The organism is Allobosea sp. UNC402CLCol, assembly GCF_000745475.1.
Lineage (GTDB): Bacteria > Pseudomonadota > Alphaproteobacteria > Rhizobiales > Beijerinckiaceae > Allobosea > Allobosea spartocytisi.
The window spans coordinates 19,251-44,460 of sequence record NZ_JQJJ01000002.1 but is presented as its reverse complement, the minus strand read 5'-3'; the positions used below and the strand labels follow the sequence as shown (position 1 = coordinate 44,460).

27 protein-coding genes, 1 tRNA gene and 2 pseudogenes are annotated in these 25,210 nt (G+C 63.4%); 15 read left to right on the top strand and 15 right to left on the bottom strand.

Going from position 1 to position 25,210, the window contains the following annotated elements; all coding sequences use genetic code 11:
- Window positions 1-3: 3 nt before the first annotated feature.
- From GY40_RS00790 to GY40_RS28135, 10 genes are all read left to right on the top strand, one after another.
- Window positions 4-891: a polysaccharide deacetylase family protein gene (locus tag GY40_RS00790; RefSeq protein ID WP_038357876.1), complete on the top strand. Its 888-nt coding sequence runs from the start codon at window positions 4-6 to the stop codon at window positions 889-891.
- 16 nt (window positions 892-907) lie between these two features.
- On the top strand, window positions 908-1,741 hold the full coding sequence (locus tag GY40_RS00785) for an aspartate dehydrogenase (RefSeq protein ID WP_038357874.1): 834 nt from the start codon (window positions 908-910) through the stop codon (window positions 1,739-1,741).
- Window positions 1,742-1,765: 24 nt separating this feature from the next.
- Window positions 1,766-2,551: an SDR family oxidoreductase gene (locus tag GY40_RS00780; RefSeq protein WP_038357872.1), complete on the top strand. Its 786-nt coding sequence runs from the start codon at window positions 1,766-1,768 to the stop codon at window positions 2,549-2,551.
- Window positions 2,552-2,565: 14 nt separating this feature from the next.
- The gene (locus GY40_RS00775) at window positions 2,566-3,258 is read left to right on the top strand and encodes an RraA family protein (RefSeq protein WP_081925040.1); all 693 of its coding nucleotides are present in this window, start codon (window positions 2,566-2,568) and stop codon (window positions 3,256-3,258) included.
- A gap of 491 nt (window positions 3,259-3,749) precedes the next feature.
- Window positions 3,750-4,385, top strand: coding sequence for an aldehyde dehydrogenase iron-sulfur subunit PaoA (paoA, locus tag GY40_RS00770; RefSeq protein WP_081925039.1), 636 nt, complete (start codon window positions 3,750-3,752; stop codon window positions 4,383-4,385).
- Window positions 4,382-5,332 (top strand): FAD binding domain-containing protein, encoded by a 951-nt coding sequence (locus GY40_RS00765; protein ID WP_038357868.1) that lies wholly within the window; start codon window positions 4,382-4,384, stop codon window positions 5,330-5,332. Before paoA ends, GY40_RS00765 begins: the two co-directional genes overlap by 4 nt.
- Window positions 5,333-5,336: 4 nt before the next feature.
- Window positions 5,337-7,544, top strand: coding sequence for an aldehyde oxidoreductase molybdenum-binding subunit PaoC (paoC, locus tag GY40_RS00760; RefSeq protein WP_038357866.1), 2,208 nt, complete (start codon window positions 5,337-5,339; stop codon window positions 7,542-7,544).
- A gap of 259 nt (window positions 7,545-7,803) precedes the next feature.
- A complete protein-coding gene (locus GY40_RS00755; protein WP_038357864.1) occupies window positions 7,804-8,139 on the top strand; it encodes a helix-turn-helix domain-containing protein in 336 nt (111 codons plus the stop codon).
- Entirely contained in the window at window positions 8,132-9,379 is a 1,248-nt protein-coding gene (locus tag GY40_RS00750; protein WP_038357862.1) for a type II toxin-antitoxin system HipA family toxin, read from the top strand. Before GY40_RS00755 ends, GY40_RS00750 begins: the two co-directional genes overlap by 8 nt.
- Complete coding sequence (locus GY40_RS28135; RefSeq protein ID WP_248311064.1) at window positions 9,376-9,762, top strand: hypothetical protein; 387 nt, start codon at window positions 9,376-9,378, stop codon at window positions 9,760-9,762. The genes GY40_RS00750 and GY40_RS28135 overlap by 4 nt, the downstream gene beginning before the upstream one ends.
- Before the next feature lie 13 nt (window positions 9,763-9,775).
- Here GY40_RS28135 and GY40_RS28130 read toward each other — a convergent pair.
- Window positions 9,776-9,907, bottom strand: a pseudogene (locus GY40_RS28130) (conjugal transfer protein TraI); the annotation flags it as partial.
- Window positions 9,908-10,109: 202 nt separating this feature from the next.
- Here GY40_RS28130 and GY40_RS00745 point away from each other — a divergent pair.
- A complete protein-coding gene (locus tag GY40_RS00745; protein WP_051987390.1) occupies window positions 10,110-11,126 on the top strand; it encodes a PAS domain S-box protein in 1,017 nt (338 codons plus the stop codon).
- A 162-nt stretch (window positions 11,127-11,288) separates the two neighbouring features.
- On the opposite strand, the pseudogene GY40_RS26865 reads toward GY40_RS00745, so the two are convergent.
- The 3 genes and pseudogenes from GY40_RS26865 to GY40_RS00730 form a co-directional block, all read right to left on the bottom strand.
- Window positions 11,289-11,492, bottom strand: a pseudogene (locus GY40_RS26865) (IS5/IS1182 family transposase); the annotation flags it as partial.
- Between the two features lie 142 nt (window positions 11,493-11,634).
- On the bottom strand, window positions 11,635-11,922 hold the full coding sequence (locus tag GY40_RS00735) for an addiction module antidote protein (RefSeq protein ID WP_038357858.1): 288 nt from the start codon (window positions 11,920-11,922) through the stop codon (window positions 11,635-11,637).
- 332 nt (window positions 11,923-12,254) lie between these two features.
- Window positions 12,255-13,493, bottom strand: a complete 1,239-nt coding sequence (locus GY40_RS00730) for an RHE_PE00001 family protein (protein ID WP_038357856.1) — start codon at window positions 13,491-13,493, stop codon at window positions 12,255-12,257.
- Between the two features lie 183 nt (window positions 13,494-13,676).
- Here GY40_RS00730 and GY40_RS00725 point away from each other — a divergent pair, with 183 nt between their 5' ends.
- A complete protein-coding gene (locus tag GY40_RS00725; RefSeq protein ID WP_038357854.1) occupies window positions 13,677-14,843 on the top strand; it encodes a tyrosine-type recombinase/integrase in 1,167 nt (388 codons plus the stop codon).
- 89 nt (window positions 14,844-14,932) lie between these two features.
- On the opposite strand, the gene GY40_RS00720 is transcribed toward GY40_RS00725, so the two are convergent.
- On the bottom strand, window positions 14,933-15,301 hold the full coding sequence (locus GY40_RS00720) for a type II toxin-antitoxin system PemK/MazF family toxin (RefSeq protein WP_248311060.1): 369 nt from the start codon (window positions 15,299-15,301) through the stop codon (window positions 14,933-14,935).
- Window positions 15,267-15,485: an AbrB/MazE/SpoVT family DNA-binding domain-containing protein gene (locus GY40_RS00715; protein ID WP_038357850.1), complete on the bottom strand. Its 219-nt coding sequence runs from the start codon at window positions 15,483-15,485 to the stop codon at window positions 15,267-15,269. The genes GY40_RS00720 and GY40_RS00715 overlap by 35 nt, the downstream gene beginning before the upstream one ends.
- 610 nt (window positions 15,486-16,095) lie before the next feature.
- Here GY40_RS00715 and GY40_RS00710 point away from each other — a divergent pair.
- A tRNA-Ile gene (locus tag GY40_RS00710) sits at window positions 16,096-16,167 on the top strand.
- Window positions 16,168-16,214: 47 nt separating this feature from the next.
- Here GY40_RS00710 and GY40_RS00705 read toward each other — a convergent pair.
- From GY40_RS00705 to repA, 6 genes are all read right to left on the bottom strand, one after another.
- Window positions 16,215-16,505: a WGR domain-containing protein gene (locus GY40_RS00705; RefSeq protein ID WP_248311059.1), complete on the bottom strand. Its 291-nt coding sequence runs from the start codon at window positions 16,503-16,505 to the stop codon at window positions 16,215-16,217.
- A 123-nt stretch (window positions 16,506-16,628) separates the two neighbouring features.
- Window positions 16,629-16,835: a hypothetical protein gene (locus GY40_RS00700; RefSeq protein ID WP_112761562.1), complete on the bottom strand. Its 207-nt coding sequence runs from the start codon at window positions 16,833-16,835 to the stop codon at window positions 16,629-16,631.
- Window positions 16,836-16,961: 126 nt separating this feature from the next.
- Complete coding sequence (locus GY40_RS00695; protein ID WP_051987389.1) at window positions 16,962-17,450, bottom strand: hypothetical protein; 489 nt, start codon at window positions 17,448-17,450, stop codon at window positions 16,962-16,964.
- Between the two features lie 82 nt (window positions 17,451-17,532).
- Window positions 17,533-18,762: a plasmid replication protein RepC gene (gene repC / locus GY40_RS00690; protein ID WP_038357846.1), complete on the bottom strand. Its 1,230-nt coding sequence runs from the start codon at window positions 18,760-18,762 to the stop codon at window positions 17,533-17,535.
- 265 nt (window positions 18,763-19,027) lie between these two features.
- Window positions 19,028-20,065 (bottom strand): plasmid partitioning protein RepB, encoded by a 1,038-nt coding sequence (gene repB / locus GY40_RS00685; protein WP_038357844.1) that lies wholly within the window; start codon window positions 20,063-20,065, stop codon window positions 19,028-19,030.
- Window positions 20,062-21,276, bottom strand: a complete 1,215-nt coding sequence (repA, locus tag GY40_RS00680; protein ID WP_051987388.1) for a plasmid partitioning protein RepA — start codon at window positions 21,274-21,276, stop codon at window positions 20,062-20,064. The genes repB and repA overlap by 4 nt, the downstream gene beginning before the upstream one ends.
- 496 nt (window positions 21,277-21,772) lie before the next feature.
- Between repA and GY40_RS00675 the strand changes: the two genes are divergently transcribed.
- Window positions 21,773-22,396, top strand: a complete 624-nt coding sequence (locus GY40_RS00675; RefSeq protein ID WP_038357966.1) for an acyl-homoserine-lactone synthase — start codon at window positions 21,773-21,775, stop codon at window positions 22,394-22,396.
- A gap of 26 nt (window positions 22,397-22,422) precedes the next feature.
- Entirely contained in the window at window positions 22,423-22,677 is a 255-nt protein-coding gene (locus tag GY40_RS00670) for a hypothetical protein (RefSeq protein WP_038357965.1), read from the top strand.
- A 703-nt stretch (window positions 22,678-23,380) separates the two neighbouring features.
- Here GY40_RS00670 and GY40_RS00665 read toward each other — a convergent pair.
- The 3 genes from GY40_RS00665 to GY40_RS00655 all read right to left on the bottom strand — a co-directional run bounded on the left by GY40_RS00665 (window position 23,381) and on the right by GY40_RS00655 (window position 25,207).
- Window positions 23,381-23,974 carry an acyltransferase gene (locus tag GY40_RS00665; RefSeq protein ID WP_248311058.1) on the bottom strand — a complete coding sequence of 198 codons (594 nt, stop codon included), beginning with the start codon at window positions 23,972-23,974 and terminating at the stop codon, window positions 23,381-23,383.
- Window positions 23,975-24,057: 83 nt separating this feature from the next.
- The gene (locus tag GY40_RS00660) at window positions 24,058-24,519 is read right to left on the bottom strand and encodes a hypothetical protein (protein ID WP_038357841.1); all 462 of its coding nucleotides are present in this window, start codon (window positions 24,517-24,519) and stop codon (window positions 24,058-24,060) included.
- 37 nt (window positions 24,520-24,556) lie between these two features.
- Window positions 24,557-25,207, bottom strand: a complete 651-nt coding sequence (locus GY40_RS00655; protein WP_248311057.1) for a hypothetical protein — start codon at window positions 25,205-25,207, stop codon at window positions 24,557-24,559.
- Between the last annotated feature and the right edge of the window lie 3 nt (window positions 25,208-25,210).

Below are 25,210 nucleotides of genomic sequence, written 5' to 3'. Positions count from 1 at the left end.
CTCATGCTGCCTACCCCCGGACGCTTCCCCTACTCCCCGATCGTCGACCGGCCGGACTTCACCTGGCCGGGCGGCAAGCGGCTCGCGGTCTATGTCGCGCTCTGCGTTGAGCACTTCGCCTATGGCTCGGGGCTCGGCCTGCCTTATTCGCCCGGGCTCCAGCACCCCAACACCTACAACTGGGCCTGGCGCGAATACGGCAACCGCGTCGGCGGCTGGCGGCTGATCGAGCTGTTCGACGAGTACCGCCTGCCGCTCTCGGTGCTGCTCAACACCGAATGCTACGAGCACTGCCCGGAGCTGGTCGCGGCCCATCGCCGCCGCGGCGACGAGATCGTCGCCCATGGCCGCACCAATTCCGAGCACCAGAACGGCCTGGAGATCGAGGCCGAGCGGCGCCTGATCGCCGAGGCGACGCAGGCGATCGCGAGCCATGAGGGCGCCGCGCCCGCCGGCTGGATGAGCCCCGGCGCCCATCCCAGCGCCAACACCGAGGACCTGCTGGCTGAGGCCGGCTACGGCTACACCATGGACTGGCCGATGGACGACCAGCCGGTCTGGCTGAAGACCAAGGGCGGTCCCCTGCTGGCGATGCCCTATCCGCACGAGGTCAACGACGTGCCGATGGTGGTCCTGCATGACGGCACGGCGCAGGCCTTCGCCGATATGGCGATCGACAATCTCGAGGAGATGCTCGTCCAGTCCGAGCAGCAGGCGCTGGTCTACGGCATGACGATCCACACTTTCATCGTCGGCCAGCCCTTCCGCATCCGGCAGTTTCGCCGGGTGCTCGACCATCTCAACAAGCACCAGGACCGCATCTGGTTCACCACGGCCGGCGCCTGCGCGCGCCACTATGCCAGCCTGTTCCCGGCACCGTCTGCCGGCTGATCGCAAGGAAACGCCCATGACTTCCCCTTCCTCACCCGGCGCGCATCCGCGCCGGCGGGTCGCCATCGCCGGTCTCGGCGCCGTCGGCCTCAAGATCGCCAGCGTGCTCGACCAGGGCGTGCCCGGCTGCGAGCTCGTCGCTGTCTCCGCCAATGACCGCGACAAGGCGCGCGAGCGTCTCGCCCATCTCTCCCGGCCGATCCCGGTCGTCGCGATCGAGGAGCTCGAAGCCCTCGCCGACATCGTCGTCGAATGCGCGCCGGCCGCGCTTCTGCCGGCCATCGCCGAGCCCTTCCTGCGCGCCGGCAAGACGGTGATCGTGCTGAGCTCCGGCGCCATCCTCTCGCATGAGGGGCTCATCGAGATCGCCCGCCAGCATGGCGGCCAGATCGTCGTGCCGACCGGCGCCCTGCTCGGCCTCGACGCGGTCACCGCCGCCGCCGAGGGGGTGATCCGCTCGGTCCGGATGATCACGCGCAAGCCGGTGCGCGGCCTCGTGGGCGCGCCCTATCTGATCGAGAACAACATCACCCTCGACGACGTGACCGAGCCGACGCGGGTGTTCAGCGGCACGCCGCGCGAGGCCGCCATCGGCTTCCCGGCCAATCTCAACGTCGCCGTGGCGCTCTCGCTCGCCGGCATCGGGCCGGACCGGACGACGCTGGAAATCTGGGCTGACCCGGCGCTGACCCGCAACACCCACACGATCGAGGTCGACGCCGATTCCGCCAGCTTCTCGATGACCATCGAGAACGTGCCGAGCGACAACCCGAAGACCGGCCGCATCACCGCGCTCTCGGTCATCTCATATCTGCGCAAGCTCGACGCTCCCCTGCGCATCGGCTCGTAAGCCAGGACTCACAAGGAACCCATCATGGATCTGGGAATTGCTGGACGCACGGCGCTCGTACTGGGCGCCGGAGGCGGGCTCGGCCGCGCCATCGCCAGGATGCTCGCAAGGGAAGGCGCCAGGGTCGCGCTCGCCGACATCGACGAAAAGGCTCTCGCCGCGACGGCGGCGGATCTCTCCGCCCTCGGTGCGCCGCATCTGGCGCGGCGCTGGGACATCGGCCGCCTCGACGAGGCTGACGGGCATCTTGCCGCGATCAACGGGGCGCTCGGACCGGTCGACATCCTCGTCAACAACACCGGCGGACCGCCGCCGAGCCTCGCTGCCGGCGTGCCGTCCGAGACCTGGACGGCGCAGTTCCAGGCGATGGTGCTCTCCGTCATCGCGCTCACCGACAAGGTGCTGCCGGGCATGCGCGAGCGCGGCTTCGGGCGGATCGTCACCTCGACCTCCTCGGGTGTCGTCGCGCCGATCCCAAATCTTGCGATCTCGAACGCCTTGCGGCTGTCGCTGGTCGGCTGGTCGAAGACGCTGGCGCGCGAGGTCGCGGCGTCCGGCATCACCTGCAACATCATCCTGCCGGGGCGGATCGCCACCGACCGCATCCTCTTTCTCGACGAGCAGAAGGCCAAGCGCGAGGGCCGCCCGCTCGCCGACATCGTCGCCGAGAGCACGGGCTCGATCCCGCTCGGCCGCTACGGCACGCCCGAGGAATACGCCGACGTCGTCGCCTTCCTCGCCAGCGCCCGCGCCGCCTACATCACCGGCTCGGTCATCCGGGTCGATGGCGGCTATCTCCAGAGCATCTGAAAGGACTTGAGATCATGACCGAATTGCCCCAGCGCGACGCCATTTGGCGCGAGGACATCCGCCGCCGCTTCCTTGCGGTCGACACCTCCAATGTCGCCGACGTGCTCGACACACTCGGCCTGCCGGACCAGGGGCTGGCGCCGCAGTTTGCGCCCTATCCGGCGACGACCGGCCGGCTCGCCGGCTTCGCCTATACGATCCGCGGCCAGATGACGCCGTTCCCGCTCGGCGGCGACGCCGAGAAGATGAAGGCCTGCCAGGGCGTCTCGCCCGGCGAGGTCACGGTCTGGAGTGGCGACGGCGAAGGCATCTGCTATTTCGGCGAGCTGATCGCGATCGGCATGAAGGAGAAAGGTTGCGTCGGCGCACTTGTCGATGGCGGTATCCGCGACATCCGCTGGATCGGCGAGCAGGCCTTCCCGGTCTATGCGCGCTACCGCACGCCGGTCCAGTCGATCGGCCGCTGGAAGGTCAATGCCAGCCAGGTTCCGGTGCTGATGCGCGGCGCGACCAGCCGCTATGTCGAGATCAAGCCCGGCGACTTCATCCTCGCCGATGAGGACGGCGCCATCGTCATCCCGGCTGACCGGATCGAGGAGGTTCTGGCAGAGGCCGAGCGACTAACCGCCGTCGAGGTCAAGATCCGGCAGGAGCTCTCGCGCGGACTCTCGCTCGCCGACGCCCTGGCGAAGTACGGACACGTCTGAGGTTCGGACAAGCAGCGCCCGGATGCTGGTCCGGGCGCTTCACCTCGCTGTTCTGAAGACGAAAATCAGCAATCGGTCTCAGAGCCTGTAGCCGCGAGCAACAGCGAACTGAACAACAACGGTGCGGTATTGTCCTGAGAAGGTCATTATCCAGGGGTGCGCGCATGCTCCGACTTTATGGCCGCTCGATCAGGCTGGCGACAGGGATCAGTGATCATGGAGGAATGTCTGCGGCCACTCCAGCCGGGCGCCAGGATGGGAGCAGTCAGGCAGCCCAGCGCCACTTGCCGACGTTGGCGCTTCGGCTGGGGGAGGAAGCTGCGACCGCGATCGGCCCCGAGCAGCGCTATAGGCACCAGCGACCTGACGATCTCGTGAGCGGAACATTTTAGAACGATATTGAACTAGTCGCTCTTTCGGTTGTTCTCTTCCGCGAAGCGGCCTGCTCGGAAGCGAGCCTTCGCCGCGGTTTGCCAAAATCGGAGGCGGATATGCCAACTCCCCGAGAACTGGACATGAACCGGCGTGACTTGATGGTCGTCGCTGGCGCTTGTGCCGCCTTTCCCGCCACGGTGACGGGCACGCGGGCGCAGCCGGCGCCGAGCGGGAAGCCAGTGCTGAGCGAGGTCTCGTTTAGCGTAAATGGACAAAGCTACCAGCTCGAACTCGATACGCGCACGACGCTGCTGGATGCGCTGCGCGAGCATCTTCACCTAACGGGCACCAAGAAGGGCTGCGACCACGGTCAATGCGGCGCTTGCACGGTGCTGGTCGATGGGCAGCGGATCAATTCCTGTCTGACGCTGGCGATCATGAACCCTGGAGCCGAGGTCACAACCATTGAGGGGCTGGGTGGCGTCGAAAACTTGCACCCGATGCAGGCTGCCTTCGTGAAGCACGACGGCTTCCAGTGCGGTTACTGCACCCCCGGGCAGATCTGCTCCGGCGTTGCCGTGCTCGACGAGATCAAGGCCGGCGTCCCGAGCCATGTGAGTGCCGATCTCACCGGCGCGATGGCGGTCACCGAAGCCGAAATCCGCGAACGCATGAGCGGCAACATCTGCCGCTGCGGCGCCTATTCCAACATCGTCGAGGCGATGACCGAAGTCGCCGGGAGGCGCGCGTGAGAGCTTTTTCCTACGAGAAAGCGGCTTCGCCCGCCGATGCGGCAGCGGCTGCAGCTAAGCATCCGGAAGCGAAGTTCATTGCCGGCGGCACCAATCTGCTCGACTTGATGAAGCTGCAGATCGAGACGCCGGCGCACCTGATCGATGTCAACGGGGTCGGCCTGGACAAGATCGAGCCGACCTCAGAAGGCGGTTTGCGTATTGGCGCGTTGGTGCGCAACACCGCTCTGGCAGCCGATGAACGGGTGCGGCGCGATTACGCCGTGCTGTCGCGGGCTTTGCTGGCAGGCGCATCCGGCCAGTTGCGCAATCGCGCGACGACCGCCGGCAACCTGCTGCAGCGGACGCGCTGCCCTTATTTCTACGACACGGCGCAGCCTTGCAACAAACGCCAGCCGGGCAGCGGCTGCTCGGCGATCGGTGGGTTCTCGCGCCAGCTCGCCGTCGTCGGCGTCAGTGATGCGTGCATCGCGACGCACCCCTCCGACATGGCCGTGGCGATGCGGGTGCTCGACGCCACCGTTGAGACGGTCAAGGCGGATCGATCGACGCGTTCGATCCCTGTCGGGGAACTGCACCGTCTGCCGGGCAAGGCCCCCGATCTCGACACTATTCTGGACAAGGGCGAACTGATCACGGCGGTGACGTTGCCGAAGCCAGTTGGCGGCACGCAGATTTATCGCAAGGTGCGCGACCGGGCCTCCTACGCTTTCGCGCTGATCTCTGTCGCGGCGATCGTGCAGCGCGACGGCAGTGCGCGGATCGCGCTCGGCGGTGTCGCGCCCAAACCCTGGCGTGTCGGAAAGGCCGAGACCGAGATCGGCCGCGGGGCGAAAGCGGCGACGGACGCGCTTCTGGCCGATGCGAGGCCGACCCATGACAACGCATTCAAGCTGCCGCTGGTCGAGCGCACGCTCGGCGCGGTGCTGACGCAGGCGAGGGGTTGAACTTATGAAATTCGACAAGCCCGCAACCAACAACCCGATCGACCGACAACAGGTGGTCGGCCGGCCGCATGACCGGATCGACGGGCCGCGCAAGGTGACCGGCACGGCGCGCTATGCCTATGAGCAGCACGATGTCGTTCCGAACCAGGCCTACGGCTATGTCGTCGGCGCCGGCATCGCCAAGGGCCGGATCGCTTCGATCGATTACGAGACCGCGCGCAAGGCACCGGGCGTGCTTGCTGTCGTGACGGCGAAGGAGGCGGGCAACCTGAAGAAGGGCAAGCGCAACACGGCTCCCCTTCTCGCCGGGCCGGAGGTGGGGCACTATCACCAGGCCGTCGCGCTGGTCGTGGCCGAGAGCTTCGAGCAGGCCCGCGCCGCGGCGAGCCTGATCAAAATCGACTATGCGGCCGCCAAAGGCGCCTTCGATTTGAAGGCTGCGAAGGATAAAGCCGCCAAGCCCGAGGGCGACGATCCCAGCCTCGACGATACCCATGTCGGGGATTTCGCAGCGGCTTTCGCGAGGGCGGAGGTGAAGCTCGACGAGACCTATACGACGCCCGACGAGAGCCATGCGATGATGGAGCCGCATGCCACGCTCGCTGCCTGGGAAGGCGAGAAACTGACGCTGTGGACCTCCAACCAGATGGTTGCCTGGGGTGTCACCGATATGGCGACGACGCTCGGCATTCCCAAGGAGAACATCCGTATCGTGTCGCCCTTTATCGGCGGCGGCTTCGGCGGCAAGCTTTTCCTGCGCGCCGACGTGCTGCTGGCGGCGCTCGGAGCGCGCCTCGCCAAGCGCCCAGTCAAGGTGGCGCTGACGCGTCCGCTGATGATCAACAACACGACCCATCGACCGGCCACGATCCAGCGGATCAGGTTGGGCGCGACGAAGGAGGGAAAGCTCACAGCGATTGGCCATGAGAGCTGGTCGGGGGATCTCAAGGGAGGTGGGCCGGAGCTCGCGGTACAGCAGACGCGGCTGCTCTATGCCGGTGCCAACCGGATGACGGCGATGCGCCTGGCCGAGCTCGACCTGCCGGAAGGCAATGCCATGCGCGCTCCGGGCGAGGCTCCGGGTCTGATGGCGCTGGAAATGGCGATGGACGAGATGGCCGAGAAGCTGGCGCTGGATCCGGTCGCCTTCCGCCTGCTCAACGACACACAGGTTGATCCCGAGAAGCCGGAACGACCCTTCTCGATGCGGCGGCTCGACGAGTGCTTCAGGATCGGCGCCGAGCGCTTCGGTTGGTCGCGCCGCCCGGCACGGCCAGGCCAGACGCGCGACGGCAACTGGCTGGTTGGCTTCGGTGTCGCGGCCGCCTTCCGCAACAATCTTGTGATGAAGTCCGGTGCGCGGGTCAGCCTCGACGCCGGGGGCGTCGTCACGATCGAGACCGATATGACTGATATCGGGACCGGCAGCTACACCATCATCGGCCAGACCGCCGCGGAGATGCTGGGTGTCGGGCTGGACAAGGTTGTCGTGAAGCTCGGCGACTCCGCCTTTCCCGTTTCGGCCGGATCCGGCGGTCAATGGGGTGGCAATAGCTCGACGGCCGGCGTCTACGCAGCCTGCGTCAAACTGCGCGAGGCCGTGGCGCAGAAGCTCGGTATCAATTCGGACGAGGCAGTGTTCGCCGATGGCGAGGTCAGAGCCGGCAATCGCAGCCTACCTCTGGCGAGCGCGGCCGAGGGCGGGCCGCTGACCGGGGAGGATACGATCGAATATGGCGATCTCGACGAAACCCACCAGCAGTCGACTTTCGGTGCCCATTTCGTCGAGGTCGGCGTCGATGTGGCAACGGCCGAGACGCGCATCCGGCGGATGCTCGCCGTCTGCGCAGCCGGGCGCATTCTCAATCCGAAGACGGCGCGCAGCCAAGTCATCGGCGCAATGACGATGGGCGCAGGCGCGGCGCTGATGGAGGAACTGGCGGTCGACAAGCGCCGCGGATTTTTCGTGAACCATGACCTCGCCGGCTACGAGGTACCGGTGCACGCCGATATCCCGCATCAGGAGGTCGTGTTCCTGGACGAGACCGATCCGATGTCCTCGCCGATGAAGGCCAAGGGCGTCGGCGAACTCGGCATTTGCGGGGTCGGGGCGGCGGTTGCGAACGCCATCTACAACGCGACCGGCGTGCGCGTGCGCGACTACCCGATCACGCTCGACAAGCTGCTGACCCGTATGCCCGATGCCGCTTGAGTGCCGCTGCACCAGGTCGGGTGGCACTTGCCCATAGGAACTGTGCGACAACGGATCCTGCAGGTGCGCGGCGAACATGCGCTGAGTCAGTTCTGCACGGGCAGAGCGGTTCGGCGAGACCTAGAGCCGTGCCCTTGCGGGTTGAATCGCTTGGGATAGGCGATCTTGGACACGGGCACGTTTGGCCGCCCCAGTAGGGCTAGAAAAATTGTAATCTTCGTGCTACATATCTAGCCAGTCTGTAGTGCGAAGGTAGCAAATGCCTACTCCACATACCCCCCCAGCGGCCGTGCGCCGCGCCCTGCGGAAGCTCGGCGCGGATATCCACGACGCCCGCCGTCGCCGCAAGCTGCCTATGGCGGTCGTGGCGGAGCGTGCTTTCACCTCGCGCTCGACCCTGCAGAGGGTCGAGGCTGGCGACACCAATGTCAGCATCGGCATCTATGCCGGCGTCCTTCAGGCCCTCGGTCTACTCGAAGCGCTGGGCCAAATCGCCGACATCAGCAACGACAGCGTCGGACAGGCGCTGGCCAGTGCCGATCTGCCCAAGCACGTTCATCTCAAGCGGCCAACCAGATCGTCCCGCGATGGCTGACTTCGAGGTGCACATCGATCTGCACGGTCGCACGCGCCCAATCGGATTGGCGAGGAGCAATCGCGTCCGCGGCGCAGAAACCATTCTCTTCGAGTACGACGGTCCATGGCTTTCGGATCCGGATCGCTTCTCGCTGGAACCAGCACTTGCATTGACGCGCGGCGCGTTCGCTCCTCCTGCTGGCCTTGCGACCTTCGGCTCAATCGGCGACTCCGCGCCAGATACGTGGGGCCGCCGCCTGATGCAGCGCGCCGAGCGTCGCTTCGCCGACCGCGAGGGCCGCGCAGTCCGAACGCTTGCGGAAAGTGACTACCTGCTCGGGGTCGCAGATGAGACGCGACTCGGCGCGTTACGGTTTCGCTGGGTCGGCGAAGAGGCCTTCCAGGCGCCGATCAGGGCCGGCGTGCCGGCCCTGATCGCGCTTGGCCGTCTGCTTCAGATCACCGAGCGAATTCTCCGGGACGAGGAAACGGACGAAGACCTTCAACTGATCTTCGCGCCCGGCTCCTCCCTCGGCGGTGCGCGGCCGAAGGCCTCGGTCATCGACCAACATGGCCATCTCTCCATCGCCAAGTTTCCGAAGGAGACCGACGACTACAGCATGGAAACCTGGGAGGAGATCGCGCTGCGGCTGGCCGGCCAAGCCGGCATCGCCACCCCACAACACGAACTTGTCGAAGTCGCCGGCAAGTTGGTGATGCTATCACGACGCTTCGATCGCGATGGCGCGATCCGCATCCCGTTCCTGTCCGCCATGGCGATGATGGGCGCTAGGGACGGCGAGCGTGGCAGCTATCCCGAGATCGTCGACGCCCTGGCTCAGCATGGCGCGCAGGGAAAGACGGACGCCCAGGCACTCTATCGGCGTGTCGCCTTCAATGTGCTGATCTCCAATGTCGACGATCATCTGCGCAACCACGGTTTTCTCTGGCTCGGTAAGGCGGGGTGGTCCCTCTCGCCCGCCTATGACCTCAATCCGGTGCCCACCGATCTCAAGGCGCGCGTGCTGACGACGAACATCGACCTCGACGAGGGCACCTGCTCGCTCGATCTGCTCGAACAAGCGTCGGAATATTTCGCGCTCACGCTGGCGCAGGCCCGAACGATCATCAAAGAGGTCGCGACCGTGACCGCGACATGGCGCGAGACCGCGAAGGCCGTCGGCGCCCGATCGGCCGAGATCACCCGCATGGCCAGCGCCTTCGAGCACGACGATCTCGCGCGGGCGCTGGCGCTATGACGAGGACCTTCTTTCATAGCTTCGATCCGCCAGCCTCAAGCCCGGTCTCCGGGGCCACCGTCGATCTGGAAGTCTCCGAGATTGAGGATGCCGGTATCCGGGAGGTGCTCCAGACGCCGGGCGCGACCTATGGCGCCTGGTCCATTCTCGATGCGCTGCTGACGCCGACCGGCGCAGGCACGCCGTTCGGCTTCAGGGAGCCGCTCGGTCAAGCACGGGAAGTCAGCGCCTGCTGTCGCACAAACTGGCGCCCTATCAGCATTGCTGCCTGGCATCGCCGGCCATCCTCAAGGCTGTACGAGCCGTCCGGCGGCGAAGTCGCGCGCGAGCGCGATGAAGGCCTGAAAGGCTGCCGAGGAGTTGCGCCGATTTGCGTAGTATAGGCAAAGCGGCGCGAGCGACGTCGAGCTGGCGCCGGATGATCCCCGCACCGTTGATCGTGTCCTGACCGCCGTTGCGGATTGTCTGGATCGGCCGGTCATCGTCATTGGTGGCAAGTTCGGCGCCGACGCTGAGCAGGGTTGAAAGTCGGCCGCCTTTGCGTGAGAAAGCGAAGGATGGTGCATAAAAGCAGCGTGGGTCCGCTTGCGCAGGGCTGGCGCCCAGGAGAGCAAATGGCGGTCTGAGGGGGCGCGTGATGGCCAGGTTGGACAAATATCAGGGCACAGATGCAGGAGCCTCATCCCTGTCACCGGCTGGCCAAGGCCAAGGGTCCACATCGCAGTCCTCGGTGAGCAGGCCGCCGTCTTCGCCCGCCGCGGCCGACAGCGCTCTCGCACCGGACCCGCGTGATTGGCTTGCAGCCATTATCGAGGGGTCCGAGGACGCCATCGTCAGCAAGAACCTCAACGGCATTATTCAGAGCTGGAATGCCGGCGCGACGCGGCTGTTCGGTTATGCGGCCGAGGAAGTCATCGGCAAATCGATCACGATCCTGATCCCGCCGGACCGACTCGACGAGGAGCCGATGATCCTGGCGCAGATACAACGCGGCCAGCGTGTCGAGCATTTCGAGACCCGGCGTCGCCGCAAGGACGGCACGCTGGTGGATATCTCACTGACCATCTCGCCCATTCGCAACGCGAACGGCCTCATCGTCGGCGCGTCGAAGATCGCGCGCGACATCACAGAGAGGCTGATGGCGCAGGAACAGCAGCGGCTCCTGATGGGCGAGATGCGTCATCGCGTGAAGAACCTATTCGCGCTGGCCAACGCGATCGTCTCGATCAGCGCGAAGTCGTCGGCGAGCGAACGCGACATCATCGCGAATGTGCAGGCTAGGTTGTCCTCGTTGGCGCGAGCGCATGACTTGATAATGTCGGACCGATTGCTCGGCCCTGCGAACGAACAGCATGTCGCGCTGCTCACGCTCGTCCGGACGATCCTCGAACCCTATGCGACGGACAACCGGATCAGCATCCACGGCGACGATTGCGACGTGGGCGGCAAGGCGGTCACCAACCTGGCGCTGCTGCTGCATGAACTGGCGACGAACGCCGCGAAATATGGATCGCTATCGGTGGAGACCGGCCGGCTCGACGTTAACGTGACGATAGACGGCGATCAGACCCGCCTGGTCTGGTGCGAAACCGGCGGCCCTGAGCCTTCGCTTGGCGGTGCCGCCGGGTTCGGCAGTCGCCTGGAACGGGGACTGGCGAGCGCATTGGACGCTACGATTGAGCGCGAATGGCGGCCGACGGGGCTGGTCGCCTCTATCATCACGTCCCAGGCGGCGATCTGCGTCTGAGTGGAGGCCCTTTGGGCGGCATCGGCTGGTCGTGTGTCGAGGACATGCCTGCGGGCCTCAGGCCTTGGTGAGCGGCTTGAAGACGTTGATGGCGTTGCTGTCCGGATCGCGGAACAGCGTCGAGCGATTACCCCAAGCCATGTCCTTAGCTGTTGCAGCCACCCAGTCGACGGGCTCCGACGCTTCGGCCGAGCGTTGCTTGTTGGCGTAGGCCTTGATCAGGCTGGCATCGATCGCGAAGCCCTCGCCACCGACGAGCCCCTCCGCGATGCAGCGCCGAACGGTCGTCTCAAATAGCTCCCTCAAGAGATCGCTCTCGCGGAAGTGGTCGTGCCGGCTCCTCGAAAAGGTCGAGTGAGCGGGAACGGCCCCGAGCCCTTAAGGTGTTTTCAAACAAAGGAGAGTTTCGATAGAGTCTCTGCCCACGATGTCGCTATTGCTGCGCCTCCCTCATGCTTACTCGAACGACGCATTCGTCGGCACGAGGCACCGGCCAGTGCTCATTGGATCAGGCGTGGGCTTTCGCGGTCAGCTCGACGCCAAGGGCCTTCATCACCGCGATCGTCGTCTTTAGCGTCGGATTGCCGCTAGCGCTGAATGACCGGTAAAGCTGCTCGCGCGAGAGACCGGTCTGATGGGCGATCTGCGCCATCCCCTTCGCCCGGGCTACCACGCCGAGCGCGTGCGCGATATAGCCGCTGTCTTCCGTTTGAAAGGCTTCAGCCATGAAAGTCGCGACAGCCTCATCAGAGGTCAGATCCTCAGCCGGGTCGTATGTAGCCAGTTTTTCAGCCATTTGATTTACTCCATTCTGTCGCCAGCCGTTTGGCAATCCTGATATCTTTGGCCTGGCTGCTTTTGTCGCCCCCAGCACAATCACGGTCGTGCCGCATTTCTGGAAGTAAACCCGGTAGCCAGGACCGTGATGGATCCGCGGCTCACTGATCCCCTCTCCGACAGGCTCAGCATCGCCGGCATGTCCATAGGCGAGACGTTTCGGTCTGCTTAAGTTCGAACATGGATCGATGTAGTTTTCAAACTACAAAATGTCAACCGGCAACATTGACGGGTGTTCCGCGGACCCGAAACCAAACCAGCGCCGATCTCAAATTGGCTGACAGGTCCAACCTATAAAATCCCCCAAGCCCGATAGCGCTTTCGGCCGGTGAGTTCGCGCGGCAGGCTGCCACCGAGCTCCTTCAGCATGGCCTCGACCGCCTGCGACGTCACATTTAGCCGCGCCGCCGCCAGTTGCACCGTGACGAGTGGCGAGGACACGAACAGGTCGACGAGATCGACAAGTCTCGAATTCCCCCGCCGGCCCTCGCACCTCCGTAGCATCAGCGTTCGCGCCAATGACAGCCGATCGAGATCCCGTTGCCCGAACGCAGCGGCCTCGCCAAAAGCGCCGAGCAGCCCCTCAACCCGGGCGCTGAGCGCCAAATGCGGGCTCCACCTGAACTTTCCCCGTCTCAGCCCAACCCCGACTGTTGGCAGATGCGCCTGCGCCAACTCGCGCTGTCGCAACACGGTCGCCGCGAGCGCGAACCCGAGCTCGCCGGCGCGTTCCGACGGCTCGAGCCACAGCCACGCATCGAGCGCGACCGCGGCTGCGAGCGCCGCCGGCAGCCCCCTGCCCTCCTCCAGGATGTCTTGCCACCGCGCGAACCGCCCGGCGGCGTCATAGGTGGGATCGCGTAGCATCAGGTTTTTGCGGCCCTCGTCGGAGGAAAAATCGTTCCAGGCGTCGAGTTTTTTCCGCGTCCGGACCAACAAGGCGTCGATGTCGGCGAAGGCCGGATCGCCGAGCCCCTCCTCATCCTCCAGGCCCAAATCATCCTCGCCGGCGGGATCTTCATCGTCGTCATCCCGTTCGATCCGGTCCCAGGGGGCCACGACCTGTTTCGCGGTCCCGGGCGGGCTCGTCACCCTGTCCGTCCGATCCGATTCCTCTGATTCTGCGATGCCTAGCCGCTGCCGCAGGGCCGTCGGGCTCAAGATAGCGGCGGGCTCGCGCCGGGCCAGGCGCCGGCGCTCGTCCAGCATGGTCGCGGCGCGGGTGATCTCGCGGGTCGGGCTGCGCACGTCCATGCCGGAATCGTGCAGGACGAGATCCTCGAGCGGACAGAGCCCCCCAGAGAGCCCGACCAGGGCTTGAGCCTCAAAAGCGTGGCCGCGCTGGCGCGCGCCATCGGCCAGGACGGGCTCGGCCCGAAGCAACCGCTCATCAAAGCGGACGAGCGCGATCGCCGCGGCTTCGGCGGCTGCGGCGCAGTCCGAAACCAGGGCTTGGCGGCCCGCCCGGGAGAGTTCGTACCTGACTGAATTCACATCCATCTCTATATCATAGCCAACCAAAATTGCCATTAACTTGCTTCACATCGACACCCGCTTTCGAACCAACATCACTATCGATAATTACCTCTTATCGATAGTCATGGACACGCCTGCGGAAATCGGCGATTCTGGCGTTCCAAAAACCTGCCGGCGACGTCAGCCGAGCGTCCGGTCGACGAAATCGGCCCTCGTGAGCCACAGCAGGAGCGCTGCTTGACAACAACCGCCTTGCTCTCGGCCGATTCCGAGACCCGCCGAGCTCTGCAGCTCGACGCGCTTGCCGCGATCCTGCCGCTGGAGCGGCGCGATCAGCTCGCCAAAATCCTGACCGACGACGATGTCGCGACGCTGCGCCACCTGGCCCAGGAAGGCCTGGGCGAGAATTCTTTGCGCGCGCTCGCCTCGGATCTGGCCTATCTCGAAGCCTGGGCGATCGCAGCAACCGGCTCGCCCCTGCCCTGGCCGGCGCCGGAAGCGCTGACGCTGAAGTTCGTCGCGCAGCACCTCTGGGATCCTGCGCAACGCGAAACCGATCCCGCGCACGGCATGCCCGACGCGATCGCCGCAGCCTTACGCTTGGACGGTCATTTGCGCAGCGACGGTCCCCACGCGCCCTCGACCGTCAAACGCCGGCTCGCCCACTGGGCGACGCTGCACCGCTGGAAAAGTCTTACGGGCCCGTTCACCGCGCCATCACTGCGGACGGCGGTGCGTCTGGCGGTGCGGGCCAGCGCCCGGCCCCGCCGGCGCAAGAGCCAGCGCGCCGTCACCCGCGATATCCTTGACCGCTTGCTTGCGACCTGTCGCAGCGATCGCCTGAGCGACACGCGCGATCTGGCGCTGCTGCTGATAGCTTTTGGCTCAGGCGGTCGTCGCCGCAGCGAAATCGCACGATTGCGCGTCGAACAGCTTTCGGAGGAGGCGCCGGTCCCGCTCGATCCCGAGGATCTCAATTCCCCGCGCCTGCCCTGCCTGGCGATCACGCTCGGTAGAACCAAGACGGCAATGGCCAATGACGATGCGCGCGTCCTCATCGTGGGGCCGCCGGTCGAGGCCCTGCGCGAATGGCTCGAGCGCGCCAATATCAGCAAGGGCGCGGTGTTTCGGGCGATCGACCGCTGGGAGGGTCTCTCCGACCGCGCCCTGACCCCGCAGGCGGTCAACCTGATCCTTAAGCGCCGCTGTGCTCAGGCCGGGCTCAATCCCTGGGAATTTTCCGCCCACGGCCTGCGCTCCGGCTACCTGACCGAGGCCGCTCGCAACGGCGTCTCGCTCCCCGCGGCGATGCAACAGTCGCAGCACCGCTCGGTGCAGCAGGCGGCGTCCTACTACAACGACGCCGAGCGACAATTCAGCCAAGCCGCCCGCCTGGCACTTTGAAACGTTGAGTCGACGTGGTCGGCGCGAGCTCCGTCAGGCTCAGCCGAGATGGACGGGCGCCTCGCCCGGAATGCCGCTGCGAGCGACCGCTAGACACCCAGATGTTTCTTGAGCTGATCACCCACCTCAGCCATCAGGGCGGGGTTGATACGGCCAAGCTGCTGAGCGTGGGCGGCCTCGATAGTCGTGACCTTGACAGTACGGATCACACTCGGAGCCGGCAAGCCGGCCTCCTGATAGAATCGTCCCAGCGACACATCCCCGACCCATGGCCGGTTCTCGGCGCTGGTGATCATGACAACCCACAGCAGTGCATTCCCCTCCCCGATCGCGCCGTTGCTGACGACAAGCGCCGGGCGGTGTTGCCTTGTGTTGCGGTCGCTATAGGGAAATGGCACCCGGACAACGTCGCCCTGCTGGAAATCAGAGGGAGGCATAAGCTCTGCGATCGGCTTCACTGTCCCATTCGCCAAACGTGCCGAACGGATCCTCGACCACGACCGGCGCCGGCGCCTTGCGGATCACAACAGCTCCGCCTTCAATGCTGTAAGCGATTTCGTCGCCTTCCCGCAGCTGCAGCGCTGTCCGAATAGACTGCGGGATCGTCGTCTGCGCCTTGCTTGTCAGCTTGCTCGTGATCATGACGAGCCCTCGTAAGGAAAATCCTTTCTCGGCGCAACCTACGGTGGTTATGCTGTCAGCATCGTTCGTACAAACGTCACGATCACATCCGCCAGACTAAAAGCCTCATAAATGACCGCTGGGGGCATTTAAGCGCTTTGCCTCATCACCCTAGCCGCCACATACCCGAAGGGCACTCAGCGAGACGCCTACGAGGTCGACTTTTCGCCTCCGGCCGACTTTGCGCGCTTTCGGAATACCCGACTTAGCGGAGCAGCGGCAGCACGACGGTCGCAGCAATCGCCACGGCGATAGCACTCCGAATGAGGATGCCGTTGATCCGAGCCATGGAGGCTTCCGAGCTGTCGGGCGTAGGCATAATCTCGCCTCCCTCTCTGCCCAGCTTCGGTCTCATCCCGGCCTCGTGCAATCGGGATTGCTGACAAACCGGCAGACTCTCCTCTCGTGTGGCTAGGCAGCAACGCGGCCAGCTCCCTTCCTCCTCCCGCGACGATCCACTCGCGGAGCGAACAAGGCAGCCTGCCGCAGGGATTGAGGGCTCATCTCGGGCCCGAGAGGAACGATCGCGCAGCCTTGTTTGCCCATCGCGCTGAATGCTAAACGCCCAACCCGGCCGGTAGCTCAATGGTTAGAGCTTGTCGCTCATAACAGGGCGGTGCCGGTTCGAGTCCGGCCCGGCCTACTATGCCATTCTAAAAAGTGGCCGCCCCAACATCGGGAGCTTTCCGGCTATGCCCGATCGTTCGTCACCGAAGCTGCTACGACGCCGTAGCCACGTCGGGTCTTCCGAAGGAGCCAGTCCTGCAGCGCCTCGGCTGCGGCTTCTTGATCCCCATAGAGATCCAGCCGCCGCCGACCGGAACAGCCACGGCGCCCCCATTCGCGTACAAGCGCGACATCGCCAAATAGTGTGGGCTCAATCGCAAGGACATAGAACCGGGCCATATTCTGCGCTGGATCGGATCGGTCCAACACCAGCATCTGCAGGCGCGGCACGTCTTTGGCGAAGGAGCTGTCCATGCGCGCATCTCGCGCTCATGGCAGACACCCGTCCAACGCAAAGGATGAATCAATCTCGCGTTGACGATTCACATCATTGATGAACCGCGAGGCGTCCTGCAGAACCTCGCCCTCGCCGCGAGGTCAGATCCCGGATTTGGCGCGCAGGTCCTCGACTGTCGCCGCGCTCACGAGCTCGGCTTGCCCCACCAGCACGCCGCCCTTCATCACCGAACAAGCCGTCACACCCGGACGTGTCTGGATATCCCGGTAGCGGCGAAGCGCCTCCACCGCAGAAGGAGCAGCTTCCTTGACCTTGCTACCCCGGATCGTGGCCTTGATCTGAAACACGTCTATTCCTTTGAAACACCGAAACTGCAGCACCAAGAGCCCGCCTCAGCCGCATCGTTCATGGGAGCTGGCGGCGCCGATATTGAATCGACCGCCTTGCAACACAAGAGGTCATCCGAGGCGATATCAGATCCGGATCAAATTGGCGTCGGTATAAGGCTTGAAGTTGCGGTCGACCTCGTTAGGGGCGGTGCCGCCCCCGTACTCCTTGGCGAGCAAGTAGCCACGGACATCCATCAGCCCAGGTTCGAAGCCGGACAGCATCAGCTCCATTGGCGCTTTCCCATTGAAGGGGTTTTCACGATTGATGCCTCGGAGCCGTTTCGAGCCCTCGTCGTTAGTCCCCTCCAACAGACGGAGGAATTTATAAATCCCGAGCACCGCCGAAATCCGCAATAGGACGTCGGTTTCAAGGGTTAGAGGCTCGTCGGCGCGGGCAGTATCAGACCAGGTCTGAAATTCGTCCGATGTGGGCATACCCAGGAGCGTTCGGATCTCGGCAACATCGAGCTTCCAGACGGGCGCGACATTGAAGAGCGTCCGTAAGCCAGGCCCGCTCACCCGGGCCCGGTTTTCCGGACTGGCGTCGATCGGCGCCGGCGGCTTCCAATTCATCGAGCAAACTTCATCGCCATAGGCCCGTTGTACCAGTCTATTGTCAGCGACGGCCCGCACATGTCAGCGATCCACGGATGCGCTATGCTCGTTTCGGTTCACGCCGGCGGCTTCCGATCAACGCCATCAGCATCGGTCCGATCGAAAATTCGTTGGCTTCCGCTTTCCGTGTCAGGCCGCGCAGATAACCGCCCGCGCTCGAGATCGCTTCCCCGCGCTGCAGGATTGCCGCAACGACAATCGAGGCTTCGGTTTCGCCCATCGCATTCTGGGCATCAAGCCAGGCGCTCGGGCTGATTCCGAGCATCGATCGCACCATCGCTGCCGTCACCAGGAAATCTCGCCAGTTCGAAATCCCGCCCCGAGCGTAATCGATGATGTCCGGGCAGGCATCGAGGACCATTCCTAACGGGAACGGCCGTTCGGTCATCCTCCCCGGGTCACGATCGATCTCGACCTCCCCACCCCCGCTTTCTGGAAAGCAAGGTTCAAAATCAGTAGAGAGGTCTGGATTTGAATTCTGTTTGTGACGCTCAGAATGAGACTCATTGCCGCTTAGATTCTGAGTTTTTGTATGAAGTTCCAACAGGTTGAGGATCTCATCCGCCAGCATCGACATCTCATCGGCGATTGGCTCCAGAACCTCGCGCGAGGCAGTGCGCGGAATCCGGTCTATAATCGCCCGATAGAGCGTATGAATCTCTTGCCAGGTCGACGGCCCTTGGCCCGCCTGATGTGCCGGGACATTCTCCTCGATCGCGGCAGCGATCATCTTGGCGATGTCCCGCCGGCAGATGGTGATGCGCTCGCGCACGAGCTTCAGGGCGCGCTCATCGAGCCTGACGTCCTCGGCCGCGCTCTCGATCTCGGCAGAACGAACAACCAAAGGCGACAGATCGAAGCCGAAGGCGAGCTCGATATCTCCTCCCCTCCCCTTCCGTGCGTAGCGCTTCCCGTTCGGACTATCCCGCCGAATGATGAGACCGGCATCGACGAGCACCGCTAGATGCCGCCGCAAGGTCGCCGGCGACATTCCGTGCGCTCTTAGCGCCAGTTGCTGGTTAGAGGGGAAGACGACGAGTTGGTCGCCCGTCAGCACTGTCTCTGGATGAAAGGTCAACAAGGCGTCGAGCACAGCCAGGGCGCGCTCGTTCACGCCCAGCCGTGCCTTGGCCGTGCAGACATCCCGGAATAGATTCCATTTATGGACCGCCTTATCGGGCGACCGTTCCTTCGCGAGCGCTTGAGTTGCCACATGGGCAAGCGTCAGCGTCCGCCGCCCAAAGGGCGTCGATGCAGCGTGATTCACCACGTTCCTTCACCTATGGTTAGGCAAAAGAATCCCGCCCGCCAAAATGGCGTTTCGTCTCCAAGAGACTCTTGACGGCGATTCGAGGAAGTGCGATTCTCAGGTCACCACACGAGAGAAGGGCTTCCGGGACACCGTTTCGGGGGCCTTTTTCTTTTGCTGGATTGGTTCGCTCACCGCGCGAAGATCATCGTTCCGACCTTGCGCAGCGAATGGTTCTGTCTTTTCCCTCCTGCTTCAAGCTTGTCACCTGACAAGGTTTCCATATTCAGCGTCCGCGGCGTGTCGCCTCAAAACGCTTCATCAACTCTGGCAACTCGGCGCGAAAGAACGAAGCGAACTCGTTCGCTGAATGAGCATCGACCTTCAGCCGAATCTCTCGGCTACCAAACAGCGCCTTGCCCACACTCCGCCCATCACTGGCCATCAGATCGAAAGCCTGCTTCTCTAAGGGCTGCTTGGCCGCAGACACCGCGCCTAAAACCAACTGAAATCTGACGTCGGAGGGTTCCGCGCGAACCTTGTCAGCTGACAAGGTTTCTCGAGCTACGGCAATTTGAGACGGGGCCTTAGCGAGCTCAGCCGCCAACTCAAGCCATCTCGGACGCCCAACCTTCGGGGCTCGCCCGATGGCGACAATTAAGTCCCCAGGCAAGGCTCTCCATACCGACCGCATCTTCGCCAACTCCGCGTCATCGATGGCGAGCGCCCCCCTAATGTCTCGGGCTCGAACACCGGCAGCCTCCATCCGACTCGCGAAAACCGCACGCTCGACCCAACTCAAATCCTGCCGGCTAGCGTTCTCCAAGCCTTGCGACACGACGAGCTCACCGTCGTCCAGGTCTCGGATGATGGCCTTTACCGGAACGCCGAGTTCGCGAGCGGCACGTACACGGCGATGGCCGTAGACCACTTGGTAGCGTCCAGGCGTCTCGGGATGACGTCGGACCTGAACCGGAACCCGCTGACCATCCTCGGCAAGCGACCGCTTGAACTCCTGAAAATCAGCATCATCGTCGTCGGGAAGGCGATCGGGAAAGGGTGAGGGGTCAATGCTGCTGGAATCGAGCTCCACGATTCCACCGACGCCGGAATCCACAATCGCCTGGAGTCGATCGCGCTCTTCTCGGATGTCCGAGAGGGTCCGCTGCGTAGCTCCAATCACGCCCGCAGGAACCCGCGGAGCTGGCGGAGTAAAATTCTCAGACGCAGTGTCAGAACGCCTGCTCTCGCTTTCCGCTTCCGATGCCGTCTGAGACAACAGCCCGAAGCTCGCCACGATTGATTGACGCGCGGGTTTCTTCATCGCCGGCCCCAACTCTCGTTGATGAGATCGACAATCCCTTCATTGACAGCGTCAAACGATTCGCGAGCGCGCTTGAACGCCTCGCGTCCGATCTCTCCTGCCTCCAGTTCATAGATGCTTCTCTTCACCAAGCCCGCGGCCTCAACGGCAGTACTTTCGACGGCCGCCGGCACCAAGACGTCATCGGGGAACAACATCCGGAGCATCGAGACGATCTCAGTTTGCGGCTTGTCGTACGGATTGTGGCGCGTGATGAGATAGCGGAAGAAATCTTGGCGCATCGAAGCTCGCTCACGCGAGATTACGTCGATGAGATCGCCCATCATCAGCAAGAACTGACCCATCGACGCGACGTCGAGCATCGCGGGATGGATCGTTATGATCATTCCTGTTGACGCATAAATCGCGGCCAGCGTCAGGTACCCGAGCGATGGCGGCGTATCGAGAACGACCACGTCGTAATCGTCCTCGACTTCCCGAATAGCCAGCCCGAGCCTCTCGAAGAAGAGCGAATCGGCTTTTCTGGCTTGAGCCAGCATGCGGGGCGTTTCGTACTCGAACTCCATCACTTCCAAATTGCCCGGTATGAGATCGACGCCCGGAAAGTAGGTTTTCCGGATCACGTCTCGCAGCGGGCGGCGGAGCTCGTCATATCGAAGAGCGGCCCAAACTGTCTCATTGGCAGCAACGTCCATTTCGGGCTGCGCACCGAACATTGCTGAAAGCGAGGCCTGCGGATCGAGGTCAATCGCGAGAACTCGATACCCATGCAGCGCCAAATAGTGCGCAAGGTGCACGCTGGTCGTCGTCTTAGCCGAGCCGCCCTTGAAGTTGGCAATGGCCAGGATCTGCAAATGCTCCCCCCGCCGCCGATGCGGAAGAAAGCGAAGAGCTTCGGAGGGCTTCTGCGCGCCAAAGAGCTGCCTCAGCTCGTTGACCTGAGCGAGAGTGTAGGCTCGGTGATTGTTTTCCAGGCGAGCGGGCAGGGGCCCCTTGCCCTCATTCGACATAAGCTTCAGCGTCGAATCGGGAATCGAGGTGAGCTTCGAAACCTCATTCGTCAAAAAATGACGGAGGCTCTTCTGCGCGTGCGGCGGGTACATGCGTTCGCGCAGCGCATTTAGCTGCTGCGAAAGGACCCGCGCGTGCTTCCAAACGCGCTCGGCAGGTGCCAGCGACTGTATGGATTTTTGCGCCACGGCTTCGGGCATTGGCGTAAGAATTCCTCTTTGTCGGGCAAAGGCCGCTTTATCGGCCTTCTCCCGATAAGCTACGCCATGATTCTAGCTGTCGGTCCAGAGATTTAAGGTTAACGACCTGTTGACGACCAAAGATATTTGGCCAGTTTGAATGCCATCCACGCAGCAAAGGATCACCGCATCCCATCGAAGGATCAAAACGCCGCTGCTTCTTCCTGCGGCTCAATGAACTTGCCGGAGGGGAGGGGAGGAGGGGAGGCGGCAAGTCCCAGCAGCACCAGACGTTCTGATTCGGCGCGGCACCATCGTTAGTAGCCATTGCGACCGCGCTCGCAATCGAAGAACTCGCCGTCTGCCGTGGCTATCGAGAGCGGCCGGATCGCGTGTGAATCCTATACGGGGAAGGGGGCCTTCGAACCCTCGAAACCCGCAATGGTCATTTCTGACCAGTGAGGGAAGGCCAGCCATGTGCCTCACTCGGCGTCGCTTTCAGCCGAGGAGCTTCACGATGCTTGTGGTCATTCCCGGCTCGGACATCGATAGGCATGTCGCCCTGATGGATCGGGTCTTCCGCTTCCGCCACTCGATTTTCGTCGACGAAAAAGCCTGGATAGACTTACGCCGGCCAGATGGGCTTGAGCGCGATCAATTCGACGATGAGCATGCGGTCCACCATGTGTGCCTACGAGGCGACGAGATTGTTGGATATCAGCGGCTGCTGCCGACGACACGCCCCCATCTGCTGACGGAGGTTCTCGGCGACCTCTGTCGTGAGCAGCCGCCAACCGGGCCGCGCGTCTTCGAGTGGACGCGGTTTTGCGTTGCGCCCGGATGGCGCGACTTTCGCCCGCGGCCCGACGGACCCTTCCTCGAACTCGTCCAGGGTCTTGTGGAATGGGGTTTGAGGCGCCGGGTCGACACCGTCACGGTTGTGATCGATTGGCGCCTCATGGTCAAAGCGATGCAGTTGCGCTTCTTCGCCAGGCCGCTTGGGTTTCCGAAGAAAATTGGTCGAGACGAAGTTGTCGCGATGCGCATGTCCTTCAATCGTGAAACCCTCGACACGATCCACGAGGCGCGCGGTTCCAAAACTTCCGTGGTTTCCGAGATCCCCCTCCCGACGGCGGCTTGATCTTCTGTTCGAGCAGGGGGCAGACGATGATCCGCATGACCGATGCGAAGGTCGTGGCCGGCGAGTTGCGCACCCGATATGAGCACGTGCGCGCCGTCACACTGATGGGAAGAACCATGCAGAAGGCTTTGTTCGGTGGCCGGTCTGACGAGGTGGTATTCTGGGCGCTGGTTTACGCTTACTATTGTGACGAGGATCTTAGCCCCGCCGTCGATAAGCAGATCGATGCATTCGGACCGTTGATCCTAAGGGATCTCCTTGACCCGCCTGCGCCAAAGTAACAAGCGTACCAAGAAGCGATACCACGACGCTTCGCCTCGATCGGCGACAGGCACCGGCCTTTCTCCATGACGGCCATGTCGAATTGCAGTATGCAATGGGAGCTGCGCCAAAGTGTTGCGTCGGTATAGTGACTAGCGATCTCGAAGTGATAGCGAAAGTCTTGCCGAGCGCAGAGTTCGCAGGTTTCGATGGGTTGCTCGTGATCGACCGTGTCGTCAGTGAAGGACCATTCGTCGAACGCAGCCGGCAGGGTTCTCGTCACTGAAAGGGGAGAGAATGCTGTCAGGAAACCAACTCGCCCATGATCGTGTCGCCCGTTATTCAAGAGCGCTTATCTTAGCTGAACCACTGTTTAAGCCAAGCGCGAATTGCTTAAATAGTGCTGTGCTCACATAATGGGGCATGTCCGAACCATCTCCTAACCTCCGGCTAGGCCGCTTCATGTCAAGATGAGTAGCCATCAACCGCGATGATCTTCAACCCAGCATCGTAAACCGATCGCCTCCGCCGACGGGATAGTCGCGCTGCATTCGAGATGTAATACCGACGCCCTCAAGCGGTCTGCGATAATCTATTTGGAGTTTCGCCGAGAACTGAAAGACGCAAGCAAGGGCCCCGATTTCCGCGCGGTCAGGCTAACCCGACGAGATGGCACCGAAAGAAGCCAGCGGCTCGATAGCTACGGGCGAAACCAACGCGCCGCTAAACTTCCGTCGAGCGCACGATGACCGACGCATCGAAAGGGGAAGGTGGGTTGGCCGCGACCCCGATCGACGTCGGATAGTCGCCCGGCTCTGTGGGCGCTGGCACACAGCTCGTCATTGGATCACCCGTGAAGCAGGAGGCATCGTAGCCAGCGCCTTTGACCAGATAGGTACAGACGCTGACGCCGTTGCCGTCCTTGACGTTGCGCGCATTGCAGTCGCCGCTCGCGGCATAGTTGGAGAGCTTGCCGCCTTTACCGCAACCGAATTGGCAGGCCATGAGGATTGCCGACTGGTCGATCGTAGCGCAGCGGCCGCCGGAGCAGACCTGCTGGCCGACGAGTGAATCCATGCCGTTCTTCTGGACCTGCGACCAGGAATTCTGCTGATAGCGCGTCCAGGCGGCGACCTGCGCCTGCGGGTCGTTGAGAAAGCTTTGGGCGCTGCCAGTGTAGTAGCGCTCGAAGGTTCCGGGACAGAACTGAAAAGCCCCGAGACAGCCATATTGATTGGTCGTACCGAAGTTCCCCTCGGCCGCAGAGACCTCCGCCGCGAAAGGCGCGCAGTTCGCCGGGATGCCCGCGGCGATCAAACTCGCGGCGGATTCTCCGGCGAAAACGAGCGCCGAGGAGAGGCAAAGCGCGACGCCGGCTTCGAAGAGGGCAGGGCGCTTCATCATCGCTTGGCCTCGTCGACGTCGAAGCGGAAATCACCGTTCAGCAGCGTCTTCCCGTCGTCACTCAGCCGGAAAGGATTCCTGGCGAACTCGGCCTGCGGACCATTGACCGGCAGGCCGGCCAAGCGTGGATCGTTCGGGGGGATGATCTGGCGCATCATGTCGTCGACGAGCACGACGCGGCCGCCACCAGGCTCGAGGCGCAGCAGCCGAGTCGGGCAGATGGCGGGCGCACAATCGTCGTTCCAGATTTGCGAGATCAGGAATTCGCGGCCCATTGTGCGGAGCTGGTACTCGTGGATCGTCACGGGGCCGCCAGAAAGGGCCTCCCCTGTCCAGATCCCCTCGGGATCGGCCGCAACGTTGCGATAGCTCACCTTGTAGGTGAAGTTCGCCTCGGCCGCATCGGACAGGTTCGCGATCGCGATGCTGGCGGCAGCCAGGGCGACAATCCCGAACAATCCTGGTCTCATGGGTCCCTCCTTGGGTGGTGGCTGCTCATGGGCGCACGAGCGGAATGTTGAAGGAGCAGCCGTCGACGACCCGGTGATTGACGACCATGCCGAGCTTCAGGCGCCTCGCGCCAACGTCATAGGCGCCGTAAGCGGCTGCGACAGACGGATTGATCGTGCTGTTAGCCTCGGGTTCGAGATAGCAGCCGCGACCGGCATCGAGTGTCTCGACGCGGATGCCGTTGTAGATCGCAATCCGCATCGGGCAGAGCTTGACCAGGACCTGCGCCTTGGCGTCGCGCAGCTTGGGTGAGCAGCCGAGCGCGGTGTTCAGCACCGTGAGGACGACCGATCGCTGCTCGCTCCAGATGACGAAATGCGCCGCCGTCGCCGGCGCATTGCCATCAACAAATCGCCGATCGCCGCGCGCCCTATAGGCTTCGTTGTTGGCGTCGAGCTGATCCTTCCAGATGTCGGCATAGGTCGCATTGCGCGGCGTTGGCCGCTGCAAGTCGGAATAGGCGAGGGGGCGCCACGCTCCCGGATCCGGCGTTAGTGTCTGTGCCAGCAGCGGCGCGGTATTCACCGGGTTCAGGGCCAGCGCGATCAGGACCGGCATGCGGTGCCGGCGAGCCGAGCCGTGCGGCGGGCCCTTGTATTCGCTGTCCCTTCTCCCCATCGCAGCCTGATCAGCCATCAC